Here is a 22,068-nt window from a genome sequence, read left to right on the forward strand (position 1 = left end):
TGTCGGGCGTCCGATGCCAGACAAAGGAAACATCCCGCGCACATCGCGCTGCCACCTGGCGGACCGTTCCACCCTCTGGCTCGTTGTGGCGCAGCTCGAATCATGTCTCCACCTTGATGAACCCTGCCGGCTCTTTCAACGGAAGAGCTTCCGCAACACTGCCCCATCGACAGGTTTTCGGTGTGCAGCGCAAATGCGACAGCGATGGCAGAAAGCGCATGAAGCAAAACCGTTCATTTTCGGATCATCAAATGTTGCCGCGCGATGACCAAATTGATTTTGCAGTTCGGCGCGAATGATCCTACACGCCACCGGACTGCATCGCGCCGGCTCCGGTCGGCGACACAGAATGCACCCAAAAGGCATCCCCAAAAGGCAACCCCCAGAGGCACCCCCCAGAGGGAACCTTGAGGCTCCCGAACTGGTCGGGCTGAACGAAAACCGGAGTCATTTCCGTTCGGGCAAACACTTTTCCTCCAGATAGCAGATTTTTGAAATCATGAATCGAACACGCGAACACTGGACCTCGAGAATGGGGTTCATTCTGGCTGCCGCCGGCTCGGCTGTCGGCCTGGGCAATGTCTGGCGCTTTCCCTATGTCACGGGGGAGAACGGCGGCGGGGCGTTTCTCCTGATCTATCTCGGCATCGTCTTTTCGATTGGCGTCTCGGTTCTTGTCGCGGAACTGATCATCGGCCGCTCAACGCAGCTCGATCCCGCAGGTGCGTTCAGAAAACTCGCCGGCGGCGCCTGGCCGATTGTCGGGTATATGAGCATTCTCACCGCATTCGTGATCCTGTCGTTCTACTGCGTGATCGCCGGATGGACCGTCGCTTACATGATCAAGTCGATCACCGGCTCGGTGCTGACTGCAAATGCGGAAGACATCGGCGGCGTGTTCGATGCTTTCATCACCGATCCGCTCGAACCGGTCTTATACACCGCACTTTTCATCGGGCTCACTGTCTTTGTCGCGCTTGGCGGCGTCGCCAGCGGCATCGAGCGTGCGGCGCGCATCCTCATGCCGGCGCTGTTCTTCATTCTCCTGGTCCTGGTCGCGCGCTCGGTCACCCTGGACGGTGCCGTCGAAGGCATCGCGTTCTTTCTGGAGCCCGATTTCTCAAAAGTGACGTGGGAGACCCTGCTGGCTGCCCTTGGGCAGGCCTTCTTCTCCCTCTCGCTCGGCATGGGGGCGATGATCACCTATGGCTCCTACATGCAGCGCCATGACGACATTGCCGGTTCGGCCCTCGCCGTTACGGTTCTGGACGCACTCGTCGCCGTGCTGTCGGGGCTGGTAATCCTGCCGGCGGTCTTTGCCTTCGGTGCCGCCCCGACCGCCGGGCCGGGCCTCACCTTCATTACCCTGCCATCGATCTTCGCGCAGATGCCCTTCGGCTTTCTTTTCGCCGCCCTTTTCTTCTTTCTGCTGGCCATCGCCGCGCTGACAAGCGCGGTCGCCCTTTTGGAGGTGGTCATCGCCTATTTCATGGACGAGGGCAGCGCGAACCGGAGGAAAGTGGCCGTCACAGCCGGCATTGCCACCTTTGCCCTTGCCGTGCCCGCGTCTCTCAGCCTCGGCGTGATGTCCGGCTTCACCATCGGTGGAAAAGTGCTCTTCGATGCGCTGGACTATCTCACCAACAACATCACGCTGCCGCTCGGCGGGCTGCTGGTCGCCCTGTTCCTGGGGTGGGTTCTGAAGCACAGGGGCGAAGAAGAGTTCGTCGACGGCTCCACTCTGGCCCCGGCTCTGGTCGGGGCATGGCGGTTCATTATCCGCTATGTCGCGCCCGTGGCGATTCTGCTGATCCTCATCAACGGCCTCGGCTTCATCTGAAGCCGGGGGACGAAGGGCTCCGCCACTCTACGCGCCGGCATTTTTCGGGCGCGCATTGATATATGTCAATTTTGGATAGATTATTTGAAATCATTCATATAGCATATAAAGGATGGAGACGCGGGACCTTCAGACTTTTCTGGCTGTTGCCGAAACAGGGAGCATCACCAAAGCGGCGGTGCTGCTGGAACGTTCTCAGCCCTCCGTCACCCGCACCATCCAGGAACTTGAGGCAAAACTCGGCTTTTCGCTTCTCCAGCGCGCCGGCAGGCGGGTCATGCTGTCCGATGAGGCATCGCCTTCGAAGAAGAAGCCCGCCGTGTCCTGAACTCGCTGACGGGACTGGCAGCCCGCGCGCGTGCCATTGCCACCGGCCGGGGCCGCACGCTTCAAGTCGCCGCAACTTCGGCCATCGCAACCGGCGTCATCCCCGCCGCGCTTTCCCAATTCGCCGTCGAAAAACTGCCGCCTGAAATCCAGATCGCACAATATCTGCCCAACCGGGTTGCCCAGGAAGTGGGCTCCGGCGGTGCCGAACTCGGCTTTTCCAGCATGCCGCTGGATGTGCCCGGTCTCGAGGTCGTGCGCCTTTATTGCGCCAACGACGTTGCCGCCCTGCCCGAAGGCGATCCGCTTGCCGACTATGACGTGGTGCCGCTTTCGGCCTTCGCCGGGCGACGGTTCGTGACCATGCTCGATCCGGGCCGCTTCCAGCGACAGGTTTCGCAGACGATGGAAGCGCGCGGCGTCACACCCGGTCCGCTGATCCGCACCAATGTGTCCTATTCCGCACTCCGTCTTGTGCAGAAAACCGGCGTCGTTTCCATCATCGACCCGGTCAGCGCATACGGTGTCCAACTGCCCGGTGTGGTGATACGGCCGATCGATGTTGCCGTCCCGTTTTACTGGGGCGCCGTCACCGCGTCATCACGCCCCCTTCGCCCTCTCGTCACCCAGATGATCGAAGCCGTCGAAGCCGAAGCGCTCCGTCTCATTCCCGACCTGCAGATACTCGACCCCGCACGCAGTGCGCAGACCATAGACCGGCATGCTTCAGACAGTCCGGTCCCCCACCGAGGATCAGAATGACCAGTCAGCCCCACACCACGCCCGGCGCCGCGAACAGTCTGGATGCTCTGGCAAAGCGCATCCGCTTCGATCTCGACTGTCTCAACCTTCCGTCTCCCAACTGGGTGCCCGAGCGGCGGACCGAAAAGGGCGAGACGGTGAATGATGTGGTGGTCATCGGCGGCGGCATGTGCGGCCTCGTCGCAAGCTTTGCGCTTCGCACCAGCGGCATCCGCAACATGCGCATCTTCGACCGAAACCCGGAAGGCTCGAAGGCCCGTGGCTGACCTACGCCCGCATGGAGACACTGCGTTCGCCGAAGACCCTGCCCGGCCCGGCCTTTGGGATGGGCGCGCTGACCTTCCGCGCATGGTACGAGGCGCAGCATGGTGCGGACGCCTGGGAACGGCTCGACAAGATCCCCCGTCCCATGTGGATGGAGTATCTCATCTGGTACCGCAACGTTCTCGATCTTCCCGTCGAGAACGAGGTGGAGGTCACCAGTGTCACGCCGGAGGATGAATTCCTGCGGCTCGAGCTGCGCGGCGCAGGCGCGAAGGAAAGCTCCGTCCTCACCCGCAAATTCGTCATGGCCACGGGCCGCGACGGCACCGGTCACCCCAACATTCCAGATTTCGTTTCCGGCCTGCCGAAACATCTCTGGGCCCACTCCTCCGAAAACATCGATTTCCCTTCGCTCAAGGACAAGCGCGTCGTCGTAATCGGCGTCGGCGCCTCGGCGGTCGACAATTCGGCCGAAGCGCTGGAAGCCGGCGCCAAGGAAGTGCGCCACCTCATCCGCCGCCGCGAAATGCCCACCATCAACAAGATGATGGGCATCGGCTCCTTCGGTTTCACCTCGGGCTATGCCGCGCTGCCGGACGAATGGCGCTGGCGTTTCATGCAGTATTCCTTCAGTACGCAGACGCCCTCGCCGCGCGGCTCGACCATGCGCGTCAGCCGGCATGAAAACGCCTTCTTCCATTTCGGACAGGGCATAGCCCGCGTCTGGAACGACGGCGACGAGGTTGTCATCGAAACCACCGCCGGAAAGACCGTTCGCACCGACTATCTCATCCTCGGCACCGGTTTCACCGTCGACCCCCTGGCCCGCGCCGAGCTCGGCGATGCTGCTGGCGAGATCCTGCTTTGGCGCGACCGCTATACACCGCCGGCAGGCGAGGAAAGCCGCGAGCTGGCCAACTTCCCCTATCTGAACGCCGACTTCTCGTTCCGCGAGCGCACGCCCGGTGCCGCCCCGTGGCTGTCGAACATTTACTGTTTCAACTACGGCGCATCCGCGAGCCTCGGCAAGGTTTCCGGCGACATTCCCGGCATCAGCGACGGCGCCCGCTGGCTCGCTTATTCCATCGCGGCCACGCTCTATGGCGAAGACGTCGAGACCCATTGGCAGGCGATGCTCGACTACGACAAACCCGAACTGCTCGGCGACGAATGGACCGAAACCGAGCTGGAAGACTGTGCCGCCATGGGCGCGCGCGAACCGACCTATCAGACTGGAGGCTGAACACCCTCATGAGCGACCTTTCGCCCAACGACATCGTCATCACACAGGCCGGGATCGACGCGAGCGGCTCCGTCCGCGAAGCGCTCGAAGGTCGTGCCGACATCATGGCCATGACGCAGGCAACCCATGATGCCGCCCTGAAACCCGGTGATGCGGGTGGCCTCTCCCATGGAGAACGCGCCGCACTCGCCGCACGCGTCGCCCGGCTCAACGAAGACGAGGCTCTTGCCGCGCACTACATGGCACTGCTCGAAGAAGCAGGCGCTGACGAAGCCGTCTCATCCATGGCCGATCCGGCTCATGACGGCGAAGGAAACGCCCGCCGGGCCGCGCTTCTCGCCTACACCGACCTCGTTTCCGCGCATCCACGTGACACGGCACCGGAAGACATCGAAGCCCTAAGGAGCGCCGGCATTTCCGATGCCGACATTGTCCGGCTTTCCGAACTGAACGCATTCCTGGCCTATCAGATCCGCGTGATCGCCGGCCTCAAGCTGATGAAGGCGACAGCATGAGCACCATCATCCACGAGTTCACCACCAGCATCCCGACCTGGCGCCCGCGCGTTCAGCCCATCAAGCTGGATGAGGCCACACCCGAACAGCTCGATGCGCTGAAAGTCACGCCTTCCAACACGAAGGTCTCCGACTATGTGCTGGTGCTCGCCAATGATGTCGAGACGCTGAAAGTCCGCACCCCGCTTTTCAACGCGATCATGTATAATCGTGGCGGCATGGGCCGGGCAGAGCGCGAGCTGAGCGCCGTTGGTGCCTCGGTGGTCAATCGCTGCGTCTATTGCGCTGCCGTCCACGCAAGCCGGTACAACCAGCTCACCAAGGACGAGCAGGTGATGGAGCCATCTTCGCCGACGGCGAGAAGGCCGAGCTTGACGAACGCCAGAAGGCGATCTTCCTGTTTGCGGCAAAGCTGTCCAAAGCGCCGAGCGAGGCGACAGAAGAAGACATGCAGGCGCTGCGCGATGCGGGGCTCAAGGACGACGAGATTCTCGATCTCATTCTGTCCGCATCGCTGTTCGGCTGGGCAAACCGGCTGATGCACACGCTGGGCGATCCGGTGGTCGAGTAGAAACTTTTGGGGCTGATGTTTTGAGTAAAGTGGAAAACAATCTGCGTGTGGGCATCGCCGGGGCCGGAGCCATCGCCTTCGGCGCCGCGGCCTTTCTTGAGCAGTCGGGCCACAGCCCGGTTCTCTGGTCGCCCTCGGGCGAACGCACAAAGAGACTGGCAGCGGGCGAACCCCTGATTGCCACCGGTGCTGTCGAAGGCACGTTCCATCCGGGCGTTGCGCAGTCGGCCGAGGCGCTCGTCGCCGATGCAGACGTGATCCTGATTGCCCTGCCCGGCTACGGCCACAAGCACGTCTTCGATGCGATCGCCCCCCATATCCGCTCCGATCAGGCGGTGATCATTTCCTCGCACGCCTCCTTCGGCGCGCTCTACCTGTCCAAGCTTCTGGCCGCGCGCGGCATCACCGTCCCCATCGTCGCATGGGGCACCACCGCCACCACAGGCCGCCAGCCGAGCCTGGTGGAGGCCAGCGTCAACACCGTGCGCAGCAAGATCGATCTCTGCACGGTTCCTGAAAGCCGGGCCAGCGAAGGACTGGCGCTTTGCCAGCGTCTTTTCGGCGACCGTTTCGTGGAGCGCGACGGACTGCTTGCCATTGCACTCAGCAATCTGAACCCGCAAAACCATATGGGCATCGCCCTTTGCAACATGACCCGCATGGAGCATGGCGAAACCTGGAGCCAGGGTTTCAACGTCACACCCAATGTGGGGCGGCTTCTCGAAGCGCTCGACCGTGAGCGGCTGGCCATCGCAGAAGCGCTTGGCCTTTCGGTACGCACCATATTCGAACATTTCCATCTGTCGTTCCATGTGCCGCAGGACACCGTCTCGGCCATGAACCAGAAAATGCATGAGGAAGGCCGCGGCGGCACCGGTCCTGCCACGGCAGACAGCCGCTACGTCACCGAAGACGTGCCCTACGGCCTGCTGATGACGGTGAAGCTGGGCGAAATGACCGAATGTGACGCCAGTCTGCACCGGTCCGGTGTGGAGATTTTCTCGGCCATGTACGGGCGCAATTTCTTTGCCGAGAACGAACTTCTGGGCGCTTTAGCACTGGACAGCATGACGCTCGATGACCTGAAGACCCTGTGTCGTGAGGGCTATCGCGCACAAACGGTACCCGCATAAAAACAGGGCGACAACAGGAGCCGTAAAGAGCTCCGACAGAACTGCGCAGAACGCGACGAACAGACAACAACCGAAAGAGGGTTAGAACGATGACCAAATTCATCACCAACCGCAGGCAATTCATCAAGAGCAGCGCCGCCGGCGCCGCCCTTGTCGCTGCTCCCGCCTATCTCCGTTCCACTGCCGCGCGCGCCTCTGGCGTCGTCAATGTGTGGACCTACGCCAACTTCATTCCCGATGATTTCAAGGCCGAGTTCGAGAAGGACACGGGCATCGAGATCCAGATCCGCCTCGTGGACGATCAGGGCAAGCAGTTCAACCTGCTCGCCGCCGAAGCACCGAACCCGACTGCCGACATTGTCACGGTCGCCGGGCACCGTTTCCTTCAGTTCATCTCTTCCGATCTTTTGGCTCCGCTCGATACGGATCGCCTCAAGAACTGGGGCAACATCAATCCGATCTATTCAGAAAGCGACTGGGCCACGATCAACGGCAACAAATGGGGCGCGCCGATCCTTTCGGGTGCCGAAATCCTTGCCTACAACACCGAAGTCGTCAGCGAAGACGAAGTGAAGAGCTGGGACGTTCTCTTCTCGGACAAGTACAGCGGCCAGACGGCCTACACCATTCAGGACATGATGTCCGTCGTGATGCTCTACAAGGGCTATGATGGCAACATGGTCGCCTATATGGACGATCCGGAGAAGGCTGCGGCGGTCGTTGCGGAAGCGCGCGACTTCCTGATCGAGAAGAAGCCGCTCGTGCGCAAATATTACGACGCAGGCGCAGAAGTGCAGCAGATGTTCATCAATCAGGACATCGTCCTGGCTCACGCCTGGAACGGCCCGATCGCCAAGCTCATCACCGATGGCTTCCCGGTCGACATGACCATTCCGAAGGAAGGCACCTATGGCTTTGTCTACACGCTGAACGTCGCCAACAACGCTCCCAATTCCGACAATGCCTATGCGCTTCTCGATGCGCTGCTGGCCAACCCTGAAGTGGGTGCCAAGATGACCCAGTCGTCGGGCTTCATCTCCACCTACAAGGGCGCTGACCAGTATCTCTCGGACATCGAGAAAAAGGCATCGTCCTTCACGGAAGAGGAACTGGCCGGTCTGCAGTTCTTCCGCGCCGAGGCCAACGACATGAAATACAAGCTCATCGACCCGGCAGTGGAGCAGATCAAGGCCGCCTGATGGCCAAAACGCCGGGCGGGCAACCCTCGCCCGGCAGGTCTTAAACCTTCGTCGTGCCGCCGGGTTCATCACACCCCGGACAGCGCGCAATGAAAAATACGAGCAACCGTCTCAATGGCCCACGCAGATACCGACAGGGCAGACCTTCGAAAGTCGACCGCGCCGGATGGCAGGATGACCTTTTGGGGAGCACTGCTGCAGAACGGCGCTTATCAGGCCGTCGCCAACACGCTGTTCAAGTCGCAGCGCCGCCAGTTCTGGATTCTGGCGAGCCTGCCGCTCTTCTGGATATTCTTTGCCAACCTCGGCCCCATCGTCGAGATGTTCTGGATCGGATTTCTGGACTCCTATCCGCCGAAAGTGGGTCATGAGCCGCAGTTCACGCTCGCAAACTGGGCAGCGTTCTTTCAGGACCGGGTGTTCATCATCCCGTTCTTCCGCACGCTGGCCTTCTCGTTCATCTTCACCGCGATCACGCTGCTCATCACCTATCCGGTGGCCTATTTTCTGGCCAAGCATGTAAGCCGCAAGAACCAGCTTCTGTTCCTGCTGCTCCTGCTCATTCCGTTCTGGGTGGGCGAGATCGTGCGCACCTACGCGATCATGATCCTGCTCGGCAACAACGGCGCGGTCAATCTGGCGCTCAAGTCGCTCGGGCTCATCGATCGACCCATACCGTTCATGTATACGGGCTTCTCGCTCGGTGTCGGCATTATCTATCTGACCGCGCTTTACATGCTTCTGCCGCTCTACTCGGCGCTGGAAAAGCTGCCAGACAATTATCTCGAAGCCGCAGCCGATCTCGGTGCGGGTGCGTGGACGCGCTTCCGCCGCATCACGCTGCCGCTTTCCAAAGAAGGCATCGCCTCGGGCTGCACCCTCGTCTTCCTGATTTCCACCGGCTATTACGCGACGCCCGTCCTTCTGGGCGGGCCACGCTCGACCGTCTTTGCGGAAACCATTGCCGGCTTCTTCCACGTCGCCGGCGATTAGTGGCCCATGGGCGCGGCCTTCTCCTCGATCATGCTGATCGCGACGCTCGGCGTAACCGGCCTTTTCCTCAAGCTGATGGGCCGTGACGGAAAGGGGATGATGCGATGACCCGTAACACACGCATTCTGATGTCGGTCATCTACTGGGCCTTCATCGTCTATCTCTTTGTGCCGCTGGCGCTCATGGTCACTATGGGCTTCAAGGATTCGAAGTTCATCGGTTTCCCGATCCGCTCCTGGACACTCGACTGGTACGCCGCCGTCATACAGGACACGCAGGTCCTGTCGGTCTTCGGCTATTCGATGACCATCGCCATTGCGACCACGATCCTGTCGCTGATCATCGGCACATGGGTGGCCGTCTTTCTCGGTCCGAACCAGTTTCGCGGGAAGGCGATCATCTTTGCGCTCGCCTGCCTGCCAGCGGTCATCCCCGGCATCATTTCGGCGATCGCGCTGCGCATCTTCGCCCGCCTGATCGACATCGAGCCGGGCATGTTCGCCATCATTCTCGGCCACACGGTGCACAATGTGCCCTTCGTGGCTCTGGTGGTGATGGCCCGCCTTTCGACCCAGCCGAAAAGCCATATCGAGGCCGCGCGCGATCTGGGGGCCGACAGCATCGTCGCCTTCTTCCGCGTCACGCTGCCCTATCTGAAGCCCGCGCTGATCGGAGCCGGCATCTTCTGCATGCTCCTGTCCTTTGACGACTTTGTGCGCGCCTTCTTCCTCGGCGGCTACCAGCCGACGCTTCCGGTGCTGATCTTCGCCAAACTGCGGTCGGGCATGTCGCCCGAGATCAACGCCATTTCCACTATCGTTCTCATCATGACCGCGATCCTCGGCCTATGGGCCGAGCGTTCCATGCGGCGCCTGAACAAAGGTTCCTGACCATGACCGGCGAAAAGGACACCATCGTCCATATCGACAACGTCACCAAACGCTTCGGCAATGTCGTCGCGGTGGATCAACTGGACATGAAAATCATGGCCGGCGAATTCGTGACCTTCCTCGGCCCCTCCGGCTGCGGCAAGTCGACGACCCTGCGCATGCTGGGCGGGTTCGAAAACCCCTCCGAGGGCCGGATCGTGCTCGATGGCGTCGATGTGACAAGCCAGCCCCCCAACCGGCGCGACGTCAACATGGTGTTTCAGGACTATGCGCTCTTCCCGCACATGACCGTGGGCCAGAACGTGTCCTTCGGGCTCGAACTCAAGGGCAAGTCACGGCCCGAGATCGAGCGGCGCATGGCTGAACTGCTCGACTTCCTGCAGCTTTCCGGCTTCCGCGACCGCACGCCCGACCAGCTTTCCGGTGGCCAGCGCCAGCGCGTCGCGCTTGCCCGCGCGCTTGCCCCGGACCCGAAACTCCTGCTGTTGGACGAGCCACTCGGCGCGCTCGATGCCAAGCTGCGCGGTCAGGTTCAGATCGAGCTCAAGGATATCCAGAAGCGCACGGGCAAAACCTTCTTCTTCGTCACCCACGACCAGGAAGAAGCGCTGACCATGTCCGACCGCATCGTCGTCATGAATGCCGGCCGCGTCGAGCAGTCCGGCACGCCTGAAGATCTCTACTTCCGTCCCGAAAGCCGTTTCGTCGCCGAGTTCATCGGCGAAACGAACCTGATCAACGGCACCGTGCGCGGCGTGGAGGAGAACGCGGTCGTTCTCGACTGGAACGGCCTTTCCGTCCGTGGTTCGGGCCATGGTCACCGTCCCGCCGCCGGCGACAACGTCACTGCCTCGCTAAGGCTGGAAAACGTGACCTGCCACAACAAAAAGCCGGCAAATCAGAATGCCGTCGAGGGCAAGGTGATCAGCAAGCTCTTCAAAGGCAGTCGCACCTCGCTGGACATCCGTGTCGGCGAGCGCGAAGACAGCATCATCCGCGCTATATGGACGCTGGCAATGCTGCCGAAATTGCCAATGATCAGCTCTGGATTAGCTGGGAGCCGGAACGTTTGACAGTCCTGCGCGACTAGTTTCGTCGAGCCTTTTCACTCGGTTTCGGGCTTCCCGATCCATGTCTCGAACTCATCCAACTGGGCGAAAGTTGCCGGGCGCAGCTTTCCCCATTTGGAGGCATCGGAAACAAGAAATCTCCGCTGCGACCGCGCCATCGCCGCGCGTTTGACGGCAACTTCATGAAAGTGAAAGCAGGTCACACCTTCGCTTTCATGGATTCCGGCGGCGGAGAAGAAGCCTTTGGTGATGTTGATTTCCTGCAGCATGCCAAGCGCGGTGTCGGAGCTAAAGCTTCCGCTCTCGGATGATAGATGCCGGCCAGCAGGATTAGGGTCACGCCATCCAGCCGGGAGACCATTTCGGCGATGTTCATCGCCTGCGTCACCACCGTGACATTCGCGTTGTGCGGAAGGCTCGCAGCGAGATATTGCAGCGTCGACCCGCAGTCCACGAAGATCGTGTCTTCCGGTTCGACCAGAGCTGCCGCCCGGCGTGCCACCTGCGTTTTGGCCTGTGTGTTCGTGCCCTGCGCGTGCGACAGCGAATAGCGTTCGCCGTTCTCATTGGCCGACATGATGTAGCCGCCCAGGCACAAGAGCCCGTTTTCACCATTCCCCAGATCGCGGCGAATGGTTATCTCCGAAGTGCCGAGTTCCCGCGCAGCCTCAGCGATGTGCAGTATCTTTCCCGAAGCACAGAGTTTCTTGAGCGCCATGATCCGCGCTTCTCGTCCGGAAGGTCTCGCCAAATGCTTCTCCAGGCCCACGAAGCGCCAGCCTGTTGTGTGGCCGGAAGCGATGGTCGCAACAGTAGGCACCGCACTTCAAAGGTTCATAAGTTTTGATGGAATACCATCATATTGAAACGAAATGATCAATATTGATGCCAGCAACTGCTCCGGAGCTCATGCTCATCAATTCGAGAAAACCCGTGTCTGCAGCCCCGTGTCCGCAGCAAGGAAAATCAGTCGTCGTCTCTGCACCTGAGCATGATGGCTCGTGCCAACAGCATTGAGGTGAAGAACAGCGTTACAAGATGGGTGTTGATACCGAGAATGTAGGTGTCGCCCTGAATCACGGCGGCTGCCGAGACAAGAACGATGATGCCCATCAGAATGATGTTGTGCATTCGTCTCCCTCTCTTCGTTCCGGAACACTATACCCGCCGATATTCAACACCACGCGCCCGCGCAAGTGACAGTTTGATGCGATCACGCGTGAGGCGGCAAAGACAAATGCGCCGACCACCGGCCGAAAAGAGCCACCGCCCACTGCCCAGTGGCATCAATGTCACCGTCTGGCGCAATGGGCCGCGTCCCCAATGCAGCGTCCGCCCCCTGATCTGCAGATGCGCGCCATCGCACATCCAGTCGCCGTCGAGGTCCGGCGCTTCGTCATCGGCTGCCACAGGCAACAGCCTGACTGGACGATGAAAGAGCTCTCCGGTCAGTGCACCATCCTCATACCGCAGGCGCATGCGCGACTGAGCTGCGTTGGAGACGAACCAGCCGTCATCCCCCTCAAACAACATCTCCTCTGCATCGCGGACCACGATCGATCCTGGCCGCACCTCCGCCCAGAGCTCCCCCTCTGCAGCCGCATAGAGACCCGGCGGTGCCCATTCCCCTGCAGGCTTCGGCAAAACGCCGGGCGACACACCGCAAAGCGCTGCCCACACATGCGCTGCGAGCCCGGTCGCATCGCCATCGTCACGGTTGGTGAGAACCATCAGCGCGATCTCCCGCTCGCGATCGCACAGGAACCCGGCACGGTAACCGGCCTGCGCCCCGCCATGTCCCGGCACCGCCATATTGCCGATGCGCGTCAGGCTTATTCCAAGCCCGTAGCCGGTTGCCTCTCCCGAGCCGAGCGGCAGCGGCCGGGCTATCCGGTCGAAAATCGCGCGCGGCATCAGGTCCGCGAGCCAGCGGGCGAGATCCATGGCAGACCCGGAAAGTGAGCCGGCTGCCGAAAGATGCATGCCCTGAATTCCTTCGGACCAGCCACCGGCCTCGGGCACGTGCCCGGGCACCAGCCCCGGCACGGGATCGGTCCAGAACTCCGAAGCCCGCATTCCGATCCCGAGCCGCGCCGCATGGGCCGCGACCATCTCCGAGAAGACAAAACCCCGTCGTGCCAACGCCATTTCCAGCAGGCGATAGCGCCATTCGAATAAGCGACCTCCGACCCCGGCGCGGCGTTGAGCCAGTCAAAACCGGCCATCCACGTATAGAGCGCATCCGCCTCGGTGCGCTCATGCGCGCCGACGCCCAGCAGCGTCAGACATTCGCGAGGATCCGGCAAACCGCCCTGCATGGCCAGCGCCTGTCCGACCGTCACCGCCGCGGGCGCGGCTGCAAGCTCGCACAGCGCCTCGCCCAGAGGCATGTCGAGCTAAACGCCTCGGACTCCAGTAGACAGGTTGCGAAAACATGCTTGGTCACGGACGCCCAGCGAAAGACGCTGTCGGGCCCCAGCGGCCCGCGCCCTGCCCCGCAATGACCCGCTACCGCGATCAGGCGTGGCATGCCTCTTTCCATGCCGAGAACCACACCCCCTGGCCCGTCACTGGTCCAGCTTTTGAGCTTTTCATGCGCGGCTGCTTCAGCAGCCAGCCAATCGCGTCTCGACATTCCCCGTCCCCATCCGCTGGCGCTGTTCATCGCAGCTTCGATGCCGTGCGGTGCCTCCTTCGAGAAGCCATGTCAATGAGGATTGTCGTTCGGCGCGCCACCGCTCAGGCGACTTCAGAGTTTTCGATCCCCACGATTTCACCGACCGGCTGAGGACGGCCGATAAGAAAGCCCTGAATGAGGTCGACATCGAGTTCTTCAAGAAGCGCCTTCTGCTCTTCCGTCTCGACGCCTTCAACGAGAACGGTACGGCCAAGACTGCGCAGAAGCTGGATCATGCCCTCGAGCATGCGGACATCCTGCGCGCACTGGCGTTCAGGCAGAAAGCTTCGGTCGATCTTGACAATATCGAGGTCGAAGCGGCGCAGGCAGTCGATCCCGGCGTAACCGGTCCCGAAGTCATCGAGCCAGATCTGCACACCGAGGCTCCGAAGCTGCTCCACTGCCTGAGCGGCCTGCGACTGTCCCAGGATGTCGCCCCGTTCGGAGAGTTCGAGCGCAAACTGTCTTGGCGCCAGTCCGTGACGGGCCAGCATCTCGGCAACGCGAAGCGCAAATCCTGGAGCCTTGAGCTGAACGGCGGATATGTTGACGGCAACAATCCCGGTAAGCTTGTAGCGCGCCACGTCCGCACAGGCCTGTTCGAAAACCCATGCGCCCAGTTCGACGATCGCGCCGTTCTGCTCTGCCACCGGAATGAACACATCGGGTTTCACCAGCCGCCCATTGCTGCCCTTGAGCCGCATCAGCGCCTCATAGCCAAGAACCTCGCCGGTTCCCAGTTGCACGATCGGCTGGTAGACCACTGAAATGCACTGCCTTTCAATGGCGTGCGCCAACAGGCCGGCGAGGCTTTCATTCGAATGGTCGGCGTCGACGATCTGCGGATCGTAAACCGTCACTCTGGAGCGGCCGGTAAACTTCGAGATATAAAGTGCCCGGTCAGCTTCCTGCAGAACCTCCTGCAACTCGGAGGCCCCATCTTCCAGCGTCTGCGATGCACCAGCACTGATCGTCACAATGTCGATACCGTCACCCCGGTCTGGATGGTAGATTTCCAGTTCCTCAACCACACGGCAGAACTCCTGCGCCAGTTCACGCAGTTCGTCCGACCCGGAGACGCGGCGCAACACCAGAAACTCCTCGCCGCCATAACGCCCGACGATTGCTTCGTTCGCATCCGCCGCCGCCTCCAGCGTCTGGGCAACCCGTATCAGGCAATCGTCACCGGCCTGATGGCCCAGCCGGTCGTTAAAGCGCTTGAAGTGATCCACGTCGATCAGCACGACGCCGAGCTCCTTCCCGTCCCGAACACACGATTCATGAAGCTCGGCGAAAGCGCTTGTGATCGCACGGCGATTGCGCAATCCCGTGAGGGGATCGGTGTGAGCGATCCTGTGGAGCTCGTCGCCCTTCTTGACGGCAGCATGGGCCTGAGATTTTGCCTGCAGCGCTTCAAGAAACGTCCAGTAGCGCTCCACCCCCAGTCGCCACGACAGGTAAAGTGAAAAGACAAGGCAGTTGACGAAGAGCGCGGCAATGACGATCCGCGCAGTCAGGCCGATCTGTAGCGTGTACAGCGTCGCAGCGATGAAGACGACGGCGATGACCGTCGACGAGATCGCGGACAGCATGAAGCGGAAATTGAAGAACAGATTTGCGCCAAGCACAAAGACGATACCGAACGCCACAAAGTGCGAAAGCGCCTGCTGATGTGAGGTTTCAAGCGCCAGAAGCAACCACCCGACAGCACCGACGACAATGGCTGCGGCAGCCACCAGATGCATCACGGCAAGGGATGCGCCGCGGCGCACACCAAACTCGATCACCGCAAGAAAGGAAATGCCGATCGCGCACCGGGCAAACACCAGCTGATCCGCGATGTCGGGAAACAGGAACCAGTCGAAGACCCCATAGGCCATATAACTGAGCACGGCAGCCCACATGCCCCAGCGAACGACCAGGCGTTGCTGGGCAGCGTCATGCTGAAAAAGCAGCCGGAGCAGTTTCGGATCTGCAAGACCCGTACGAGGGCTCGAAAGCGCTTCTACAACCTTTCGTGCGATATCCGCGGATAGTTGCATCGTGACCTTCCTTTGCAACAGACCCTCAGTACACGGGAATCGGTTAGGATGTCTTAACTTCCCCATTCCCCCGCCGGAGCGCCGCGGGAAAGGGTATTTTATATTAATAGTGCGTAAATGATGACACGATCATCCGTCTCTTTACCCGGCTTATCGAGGTCCTGAACCCGGATAACTTTTAGTCGAAATTGATTAAATTCTTTCGCATCCCGGTCTGTGTGGGTATAGTGAAAGTGTGCAAATCAATGGGGACGGACCAGTGGCACAAGCCTCTCACCTGAAGCTTGATGAGCAGAGTTTGATCACATCTCAGCTCGTCAAGAAGCATACGACCACGTCGGATGTAGCCGATTCCACGGAGTTAAAGGAGAAGGTTGCCCAGCTTGCGCTGGTTCTCGATCTGGCGCGCCAGGGCTTCGAATCGGGCACACCGGCAGCGGACATTGTCGACCGTCTGGCGGCCCGTCTGCACGATCTCCGCAACCAGGCTTCGCCTGTCGTATGGCAACAGCTCATTCCCCTGGCTCAGGAGCATCCGGTTTCAGAGTTTCTGAAGCAGGATCCCTTCACGCGCTGGTCCTTCGACAAGCCGCGCGGTTATTCCGGCGATGCCAGCCTGCTCGACATCTATTACAAGCATCCAAGCGCCGACGAGATCGTGGCTTCTTCCACGGAACTCGGCCGTGAAATCTACGCTTACACCAGCGAAGCAGCGAGTTCGGTCGCCGGACGCGAGCGGCGCGACATTCTTGCGCGCACGGTGGATGCCACCGCAGAGCGTGTGGAGAATGCGGAAGTTCTTGCAATCGCATGCGGTCACCTGCGCGAAGCGGAACTCTCGACGGCCCTGGCCGGAAAGAAGCTGAAGCGCTGGATCGGGCTGGATCAGGACCCGATCAGTGTGGGAACGGTCAACCGGGACCTGGCCGGCACTGGTGTGGAGGCCATTGACGGTTCCGTGAAAGGCATCCTGCGCCGCTCCTACAGTCTCGGCACGTTCGATCTCGTCTATGCGTCGGGGCTTTACGACTATCTGCCGCGTGCAGTCGCAATCCGCCTCACGCAACGCGCCATGGAACTGGTCAAGCCGGGCGGAGAATTCCTGTTCGCCAATTTCAGCGACGAGATCACCACCGATGGCTACATGGAAACCTTCATGGACTGGCCGCTGATCCTGCGCTCGGACAAGGACATGCAGGACATAATCGACCGCGCGATTGACAGGAACCATGCCGAGACCGAGGTGTTCTACGGCAGCAATCGCAACATCGTCTACGGTGTCATCCGCAAGCATACGGCCTGAGCGACAGCCTCATCCTCTCACGTGAAAAGCCAGACCTGGCTGGCCACCCAACTTCGGCTTGGTGGCCACGGGACCTCTCGCAATGAGGTCTGCCCATTCGGCGGCGAGATCATCTACACGCGCGAAACCATGGTGCCACTGCAGCCGGTATCGTTGATCTGCGTGCACAATGGCGGATACAGGGTCGAGGAAATCCGGGAACCTGAAACGGCGTGATCCGGCTTCTGAAAGGCGGGGCTTCGGTCCCGCAATTTCTTTGCCTGCGACAGACCGAAACCGCAGGCATTTCATATGTGATGGCGCGGGCGGCATAACGGGACACTGCAGCCGATCCCTATCGGTAATGCCAAACCGGCGCGACAAAATTAAAATATCAAGTTGCGCATCTGATACATCAGTTGTAGGCTTTCTTCTCAGGCCCGGCTTATGCAAGCCGGCGCCAATCTTCGTAACCGGCAAGCAGATCGTCCGGGCGCGGAAAACAATTTTTGCGGAGAAGGAGGAGTCTCACGCATGCTCTCAGTCAGTCGTCGTGTTCTTATGGCAGCCGCATTCGCTGCCGCTTTGACGCCCGCAGCCGCCCTGCCGGTCAGGGCCCAGGACCTGCCGGAGATCGAGTTCCTCTATTCGCCCTTCGCCGACTATGCGCCCTTCTTCGTCGCCGAGGACCTCGGCTATTTCGAGGAGTTTGGCGTTGACGTGACACTTTCGCCCAAGGGCAACACGGCCGAAACCATCCAGATGCTTGCCTCCGGCAACATCGAAGCAGGTGCCGCCACCTGGGCTTCCAGCCTTTTCAACGCGCTCGACCGCGGCGCAACCGTCTCCATCATTGCCACCATGGCACGCATGCCCGACACGGTTCCCTCCCCCTCGCCATTCATGGTGTCGCAGAAAGCGTGGGACGAAGGCATCCGCACCGTCGCCGACCTGAAAGGCAAGCGCATCGGCATTCCCGGCCCCGGCGGTTTCGGCATGTATTCGGTGGCAAAGGCACTCGAGAAGGGCGGCCTGACAATAGAAGATGTCGAGGCGGTTTACCTGCCACCGCCCGCAACGGCTGCCGCCTTCGCAAATGGCGGCCTTGAAGCCGGCTGGAGCATCGAGCCTTTCGCTCACCAGCTCGAAAAACAGGGGCTGGGCCGCCGCCTGGTCGAAGATCACACTTTTGGCACAGAGCTTGGTTTGATCGCCTTCAATCAGGATTTCGTTGAAGAGAACGAAGACGCGGTTGTGCGCTTCGTAGCAGCCTATCTCAAGGCTGCCCGCCAGCTCGACAATGGCGGCTGGCAGGACGACAGGATTCTCGAAATCGTCTCGAACTACACCGGCACCGAGCCAGACGCCCTGCGTGGCATCCCCTATACGGTTCGCTCCGAAGATGGTGCCATCGACATGGAGTCCGTGCGTGAACAGGAAGAGTTCTTCCGTCAGCGCGGTGCACTTGAATATGAAGGGCTTTCCGATATCGACGGCGTCTATCGCCGCGATCTGCTGCAGCGTGCCAACGACCTACTCGCAAGCAAGAAATGATGCAGGCCGCGCAGGAAAAACTGCCTCCCGCTCCGGCGAAATCCGCCGGAGCGGCCATTGAGGTCAACCATCTTACCAAGGCGTTCTATGACAGCCAGGACGACCGCGTGACCGTGGCCGTCTCCGATGTCAGCTTTAAAGTCGAACGCGGCGAATTCGTTTGCATTGTCGGCCCCAGCGGCTGCGGCAAAACAACGGTACTGCGCATTCTCGCAGGCCTTGAGGACGAGCTGAACGGCACGGTGAAGCTTCACAGCTCCACACCGCCGGCAATGGTTTTCCAGGAAGCGTCCGTTCTGCCCTGGCTCACCGTTTCGCAGAACATCGCTTTCCCGCTGAGCCTGAAAGGCACGCCCCGTTCACAACAGGCCGAACGCGTGCGCGAAATGCTGACACTGACCGGCCTTACAGAATTCGCCAGCGCCCTCCCCCACCAGCTTTCCGGCGGCATGAAACAACGCGTCTCCGTGGCGCGCGCCCTTGTCGACGACCGCGACATTCTGCTGATGGACGAGCCGTTCGGCGCGCTCGATGAACAGACGCGTCTGGTCCTCCAGCAGGAATTGTTGCGGATATGGGAGACGACCGGCAAGACCGTGGTCTTCATCACGCACAGCGTCGATGAAGCGCTGACGCTGGCGGATCGCGTTCTCGTCATGTCGCCACGCCCCGGCAGGCTGGTCGCCGACATGCGGGTTCCCTTCGAGCGCCCGCGCGACGTGGTCGAGATGCGCCGCGACAAGCGCTTCTGGGACATGACTTACGAGGTCTGGCGCTTGCTGGCCTCTCCTGCGGAGGCATGAGATGAGCACTCCCACCACGACACTGACTGAAGACGAACTGCGTCGGCTCAAAGCACCGGCACGGCGCGAAAAGCTGTTCCGCTTCGCGTCCTATTTCAGCCCGCTTCTGCTCCTTTTGATCTGGGAGTTGTCGAGCCAATTCAACCTGATCGACCGCCGCTTCTTCCCGGCTCCCAGCGCCATCGCCGAAACGGCCTGGCGCATGATTGTGAGCCTGGAGCTCTTTGAGCATATCGGCGCAACCCTGCGCCGCGTGGGTGTGGGCTATGTCATGGGTGCGGTTCCCGGCATCACGCTCGGCCTCATCCTCGGCCTCTCCCGGCCTGTTCGCCGCCTCCTCGGTCCGATCTTCTCCGCGCTCTATCCTGTGCCGAAGATCGCCATCCTCCCATTGATCCTGCTGATCTTCGCGTCGGCGACGCCTCCAAGTTCGTCGTCATCGCCATCGGCGTTTTCTTCCTGATGTTCTACAACACCATGGGCGGTGTCCTGCAGACCCCGCAGATCTACATGGATGTTGCCAAGAACGCAGGCGCGAGCCGGTTCCAGACCTTCACGCGCATCGCCTTCCCGGCTGCGCTGCCAAGCATCTTCACCGGACTGAAGCTTGCCGCGGGTTCATCCTACATCATCATCGCGGCCGCCGAGTTCCTCGGTGCGCGCAGCGGCGTCGGCTTCTTCATCTGGGCATCGTGGCAGACCTTTGCGGTCTCGCGCATGTTCGTCGGCATCGTCGTGATCTCGGTCATGGGCTATCTCACCATCCTCGCCCTTGAGGCGCTGGAGCGGCATTTCGTAGCCTGGGCGAAAAACTGATCGGCTGAGGACAAGAGGCTCATGACCGTCGACACCGGCCCGGCCCCCAACGCCCACACACCCGTTTCGGAGCGCATCTACCTTGCGCTCCGGCAGAAGATCGTGCGTTGCGAGATAGCACCGGGTACCACGCTCGATGCGAATTCCATTGCGCGTGACTACGACGTCTCGAAAACGCCGGTGCGTGACGCCATGCAGAAGCTGGCCGCCGACGGGCTGGTGACGATCCTGCCGCGCAGCGGCTATCGCGTGGCCACCATCACGTTTCAGGCCGTGCATGAGATTCTTGACCTGCGCGCGGCCATCGGCCCGCACGCGGCACGGCAGGCAGCGCGCTATGCCACCCCCGCCGACATCGCCGAGCTGCGCGAGATCGTCGCCGAATACGCCACGCCGCTCGACATCGGGGCCATGCAGCAGGTGGCGCGGCGCTTCCATGTCGCCATCGCACGGTGCAGCCGCAACAAGCGCGTTGTCGCTCTCTCGGAAACCCTGTTCGACGAACTGGAGCGCCTTCTGCGCTTCGCAATCGACTTCTCGGTGAAGATCGGCGAGCACTCGGACGAGCACACAGCGCTTGTCGACGCCATCGAGGCCGGCGATGGCGAGCGGGCGGCCGCCATCGAAGCGGCCCACATCAAACACAGCCGGGAGTTCCTGATCGAACGCCTGATGACGCTCGGTTACCTATCCGCTGGCGAAGTCCAGATCGGCAATGCAGCGCGGGGCCTGGACGAATGATCGCATTTCCCGACGCAGTTGCGCGGCTGTCGGCAGCGCTTGGCGACAGTCCGGCAGCGAAACTTGCAGCCGCAGCACTGATCGAAGCCGACGCGCTCAACCTCCCGCGTTTTGGCATTGCCATGCTGGATGAGTGGACAGCCGACACCACACCCGTTCGCGCTGCCGAAACCCCGCAGGCCGTGAGCTGGCTCGACTGCTCGGCCTCCTTTGCACCGCTTGCCGTTGCGAGCGCCACGCTGGACCTCACCGGTGCCGCTCAGGCGAAGGGCATCGCCGCCGTCTTTCTGCGTGGCGTCAGGGGCTTCGGGCGGCTTGCTCCCTTCGTTCGCCATCTTGCCGATTCCGGCCTTGTCGGGATCGCCGGGGCCGAAGGCCCGCCTTTCGTCGCCGCCCATGGCGGCACGCGCGCCGTCATCGGCACCAATCCATTTGCCCTCGCCATAGGCACCGGCGCAGACCGCGTGGTGATCGACGTGGCCACGAGCACAGCCACCATGGCCGACATCCGCAACGCCCGCAGCACCGGCGCCACCCTGCCGGAGGGAATAGCGCTGAATAGCGAAGGACAGCCAACCACCATCGCCTCCGAAGTCGCCGCACTTCTGCCGCGCGGCGGACAGGTCGGCTCCCTGCTCGGCCTTGTGGTCGAACTTCTGGCCGGCGTCGCCGGCGGTGGCCGCGACGACCCGAAAGGCCGGGGCGTGTTCCTGCTTGCCTTCGATCCTGAAGCGGCCGGAGACAGCATCGACTGGCAGGCGCGGCTTGCAGCCCTCAAAAGCGACTGGACCGGAAGTGGCGGCCACTGGCCGCGCGGCGGCGCGCGCTCGCCCGAAGCCGCGCTGGACGATGATTTCGCAAAACGTCTCGATGCACAGCTCGCACGCATTTCCGGCAGGGCGCAGTGACAATGCCGCACCGCTCTTCCTCAAACCGCTGAAGTTCTCCTATGCAGAAATGGTGCCTTAGATGACGACAAATCCTGCTTCCGCGCCCGTTGTTTCCGTCACCCCCGCTGACGGGCTGATCGACGAGCCACGCCGCATTGTCGTTTCGGGCCTCGCGCCCGACGAGCTCGTCGCGATTTCCGCGCGGACGGTGCGGGCCGGCGGCGTTGTCTGGTACAGCCAAGCGACATTCATGGCCGATGCCGACGCGTCGTTGATCTGACGCGCGATGCGCCCGTTGGCGGCGACTATGCGGAGGTTTCCCCCATGGGTCTCATCTGGAGCCAGAAGCCGGTCGACAGCAACAGTCAGGAGCTTTTTCCGGACGACGTCATGCAGCCGCTAAAGACCGAGCTGACGGCGGAAACCGCCGCCGGCGTCAGGGCGCAGGGCGCGCTT

Annotated in this window: 22 protein-coding genes and 3 pseudogenes; 21 read left to right on the forward strand and 4 right to left on the reverse strand. The window is 61.4% G+C overall.

Features of this window, described 5'->3' with window-relative positions; genetic code table 11:
* The first annotated feature begins 499 nt into the window (after positions 1 to 499).
* From JCM21793_RS02785 to JCM21793_RS23810, 11 genes and pseudogenes are all read left to right on the forward strand, one after another.
* Positions 500 to 1,840 (forward strand): sodium-dependent transporter, encoded by a 1,341-nt coding sequence (locus tag JCM21793_RS02785; protein ID WP_025029389.1) that lies wholly within the window; start codon positions 500 to 502, stop codon positions 1,838 to 1,840.
* Between the two features lie 112 nt (positions 1,841 to 1,952).
* Entirely contained in the window at positions 1,953 to 2,168 is a 216-nt protein-coding gene (locus JCM21793_RS29990; RefSeq protein ID WP_007010301.1) for a LysR family transcriptional regulator, read from the forward strand.
* 98 nt (positions 2,169 to 2,266) lie between these two features.
* Entirely contained in the window at positions 2,267 to 2,929 is a 663-nt protein-coding gene (locus tag JCM21793_RS23790; RefSeq protein WP_244439642.1) for a LysR substrate-binding domain-containing protein, read from the forward strand.
* Positions 2,926 to 4,436, forward strand: a pseudogene (locus JCM21793_RS23795) (NAD(P)-binding domain-containing protein). The gene JCM21793_RS23790 and the pseudogene JCM21793_RS23795 overlap by 4 nt, the downstream one beginning before the upstream one ends.
* 8 nt (positions 4,437 to 4,444) lie before the next feature.
* Positions 4,445 to 4,951 carry a CMD domain-containing protein gene (locus JCM21793_RS02800; RefSeq protein WP_025029390.1) on the forward strand — a complete coding sequence of 169 codons (507 nt, stop codon included), beginning with the start codon at positions 4,445 to 4,447 and terminating at the stop codon, positions 4,949 to 4,951.
* Positions 4,948 to 5,522 (forward strand): annotated as a pseudogene (locus JCM21793_RS23800) (peroxidase-related enzyme). The gene JCM21793_RS02800 and the pseudogene JCM21793_RS23800 overlap by 4 nt, the downstream one beginning before the upstream one ends.
* Positions 5,523 to 5,563: 41 nt before the next feature.
* A complete protein-coding gene (locus JCM21793_RS02810; RefSeq protein ID WP_025029391.1) occupies positions 5,564 to 6,655 on the forward strand; it encodes an NAD/NADP octopine/nopaline dehydrogenase family protein in 1,092 nt (363 codons plus the stop codon).
* Between the two features lie 89 nt (positions 6,656 to 6,744).
* Positions 6,745 to 7,854, forward strand: a complete 1,110-nt coding sequence (locus JCM21793_RS02815; RefSeq protein ID WP_025029392.1) for an ABC transporter substrate-binding protein — start codon at positions 6,745 to 6,747, stop codon at positions 7,852 to 7,854.
* 174 nt (positions 7,855 to 8,028) lie between these two features.
* Complete coding sequence (locus JCM21793_RS23805; RefSeq protein WP_244439636.1) at positions 8,029 to 8,847, forward strand: ABC transporter permease; 819 nt, start codon at positions 8,029 to 8,031, stop codon at positions 8,845 to 8,847.
* Between the two features lie 104 nt (positions 8,848 to 8,951).
* Positions 8,952 to 9,737, forward strand: coding sequence for an ABC transporter permease (locus JCM21793_RS02825; RefSeq protein WP_007010292.1), 786 nt, complete (start codon positions 8,952 to 8,954; stop codon positions 9,735 to 9,737).
* Between the two features lie 2 nt (positions 9,738 to 9,739).
* A complete protein-coding gene (locus JCM21793_RS23810) occupies positions 9,740 to 10,810 on the forward strand; it encodes an ABC transporter ATP-binding protein (protein ID WP_244439637.1) in 1,071 nt (356 codons plus the stop codon).
* Between the two features lie 32 nt (positions 10,811 to 10,842).
* Here JCM21793_RS23810 and JCM21793_RS23815 read toward each other — a convergent pair.
* The 4 genes and pseudogenes from JCM21793_RS23815 to JCM21793_RS02850 all read right to left on the reverse strand — a co-directional run bounded on the left by JCM21793_RS23815 (position 10,843) and on the right by JCM21793_RS02850 (position 15,526).
* Positions 10,843 to 11,525: pseudogene (locus tag JCM21793_RS23815) on the reverse strand (DeoR/GlpR family DNA-binding transcription regulator).
* A 248-nt stretch (positions 11,526 to 11,773) separates the two neighbouring features.
* Positions 11,774 to 11,938 carry a hypothetical protein gene (locus JCM21793_RS29095; RefSeq protein WP_155983364.1) on the reverse strand — a complete coding sequence of 55 codons (165 nt, stop codon included), beginning with the start codon at positions 11,936 to 11,938 and terminating at the stop codon, positions 11,774 to 11,776.
* Between the two features lie 27 nt (positions 11,939 to 11,965).
* A complete protein-coding gene (locus JCM21793_RS28085) occupies positions 11,966 to 12,949 on the reverse strand; it encodes a serine hydrolase (protein WP_162175206.1) in 984 nt (327 codons plus the stop codon).
* A 597-nt stretch (positions 12,950 to 13,546) separates the two neighbouring features.
* Positions 13,547 to 15,526, reverse strand: a complete 1,980-nt coding sequence (locus JCM21793_RS02850) for a putative bifunctional diguanylate cyclase/phosphodiesterase (protein WP_025029393.1) — start codon at positions 15,524 to 15,526, stop codon at positions 13,547 to 13,549.
* Positions 15,527 to 15,824: 298 nt separating this feature from the next.
* On the opposite strand from JCM21793_RS02850, the gene JCM21793_RS02855 reads away from it, so the two are divergent.
* From JCM21793_RS02855 to JCM21793_RS30835, 10 genes are all read left to right on the forward strand, one after another.
* Complete coding sequence (locus tag JCM21793_RS02855; protein WP_081784621.1) at positions 15,825 to 16,829, forward strand: class I SAM-dependent methyltransferase; 1,005 nt, start codon at positions 15,825 to 15,827, stop codon at positions 16,827 to 16,829.
* Between the two features lie 21 nt (positions 16,830 to 16,850).
* Entirely contained in the window at positions 16,851 to 17,045 is a 195-nt protein-coding gene (locus JCM21793_RS02860; protein ID WP_025029395.1) for a hypothetical protein, read from the forward strand.
* A 297-nt stretch (positions 17,046 to 17,342) separates the two neighbouring features.
* The gene (locus tag JCM21793_RS02870) at positions 17,343 to 18,362 is read left to right on the forward strand and encodes an ABC transporter substrate-binding protein (RefSeq protein WP_007007349.1); all 1,020 of its coding nucleotides are present in this window, start codon (positions 17,343 to 17,345) and stop codon (positions 18,360 to 18,362) included.
* On the forward strand, positions 18,359 to 19,165 hold the full coding sequence (locus JCM21793_RS02875) for an ABC transporter ATP-binding protein (RefSeq protein ID WP_244439639.1): 807 nt from the start codon (positions 18,359 to 18,361) through the stop codon (positions 19,163 to 19,165). The genes JCM21793_RS02870 and JCM21793_RS02875 overlap by 4 nt, the downstream gene beginning before the upstream one ends.
* A 1-nt stretch (position 19,166) precedes the next feature.
* On the forward strand, positions 19,167 to 19,628 hold the full coding sequence (locus tag JCM21793_RS29995; protein ID WP_244439640.1) for an ABC transporter permease: 462 nt from the start codon (positions 19,167 to 19,169) through the stop codon (positions 19,626 to 19,628).
* Positions 19,628 to 19,981 carry an ABC transporter permease gene (locus JCM21793_RS30000; RefSeq protein ID WP_244439641.1) on the forward strand — a complete coding sequence of 118 codons (354 nt, stop codon included), beginning with the start codon at positions 19,628 to 19,630 and terminating at the stop codon, positions 19,979 to 19,981. The genes JCM21793_RS29995 and JCM21793_RS30000 overlap by 1 nt, the downstream gene beginning before the upstream one ends.
* A 21-nt stretch (positions 19,982 to 20,002) precedes the next feature.
* On the forward strand, positions 20,003 to 20,722 hold the full coding sequence (locus tag JCM21793_RS02885) for a GntR family transcriptional regulator (RefSeq protein ID WP_025029398.1): 720 nt from the start codon (positions 20,003 to 20,005) through the stop codon (positions 20,720 to 20,722).
* Positions 20,719 to 21,630: an Ldh family oxidoreductase gene (locus tag JCM21793_RS02890; RefSeq protein WP_025029399.1), complete on the forward strand. Its 912-nt coding sequence runs from the start codon at positions 20,719 to 20,721 to the stop codon at positions 21,628 to 21,630. The genes JCM21793_RS02885 and JCM21793_RS02890 overlap by 4 nt, the downstream gene beginning before the upstream one ends.
* 61 nt (positions 21,631 to 21,691) lie before the next feature.
* Positions 21,692 to 21,892 carry an acyl-CoA thioesterase/BAAT N-terminal domain-containing protein gene (locus JCM21793_RS30830; RefSeq protein ID WP_025029400.1) on the forward strand — a complete coding sequence of 67 codons (201 nt, stop codon included), beginning with the start codon at positions 21,692 to 21,694 and terminating at the stop codon, positions 21,890 to 21,892.
* 44 nt (positions 21,893 to 21,936) lie between these two features.
* Positions 21,937 to 22,068, forward strand: a 132-nt coding sequence (locus JCM21793_RS30835; RefSeq protein WP_280113471.1) for an acyl-CoA thioesterase/BAAT N-terminal domain-containing protein, incomplete at its 3' end; no start/stop codon positions are given.

The organism is Nitratireductor aquibiodomus NL21 = JCM 21793 (genome assembly GCF_000615975.1).
GTDB lineage: Bacteria > Pseudomonadota > Alphaproteobacteria > Rhizobiales > Rhizobiaceae > Nitratireductor > Nitratireductor aquibiodomus.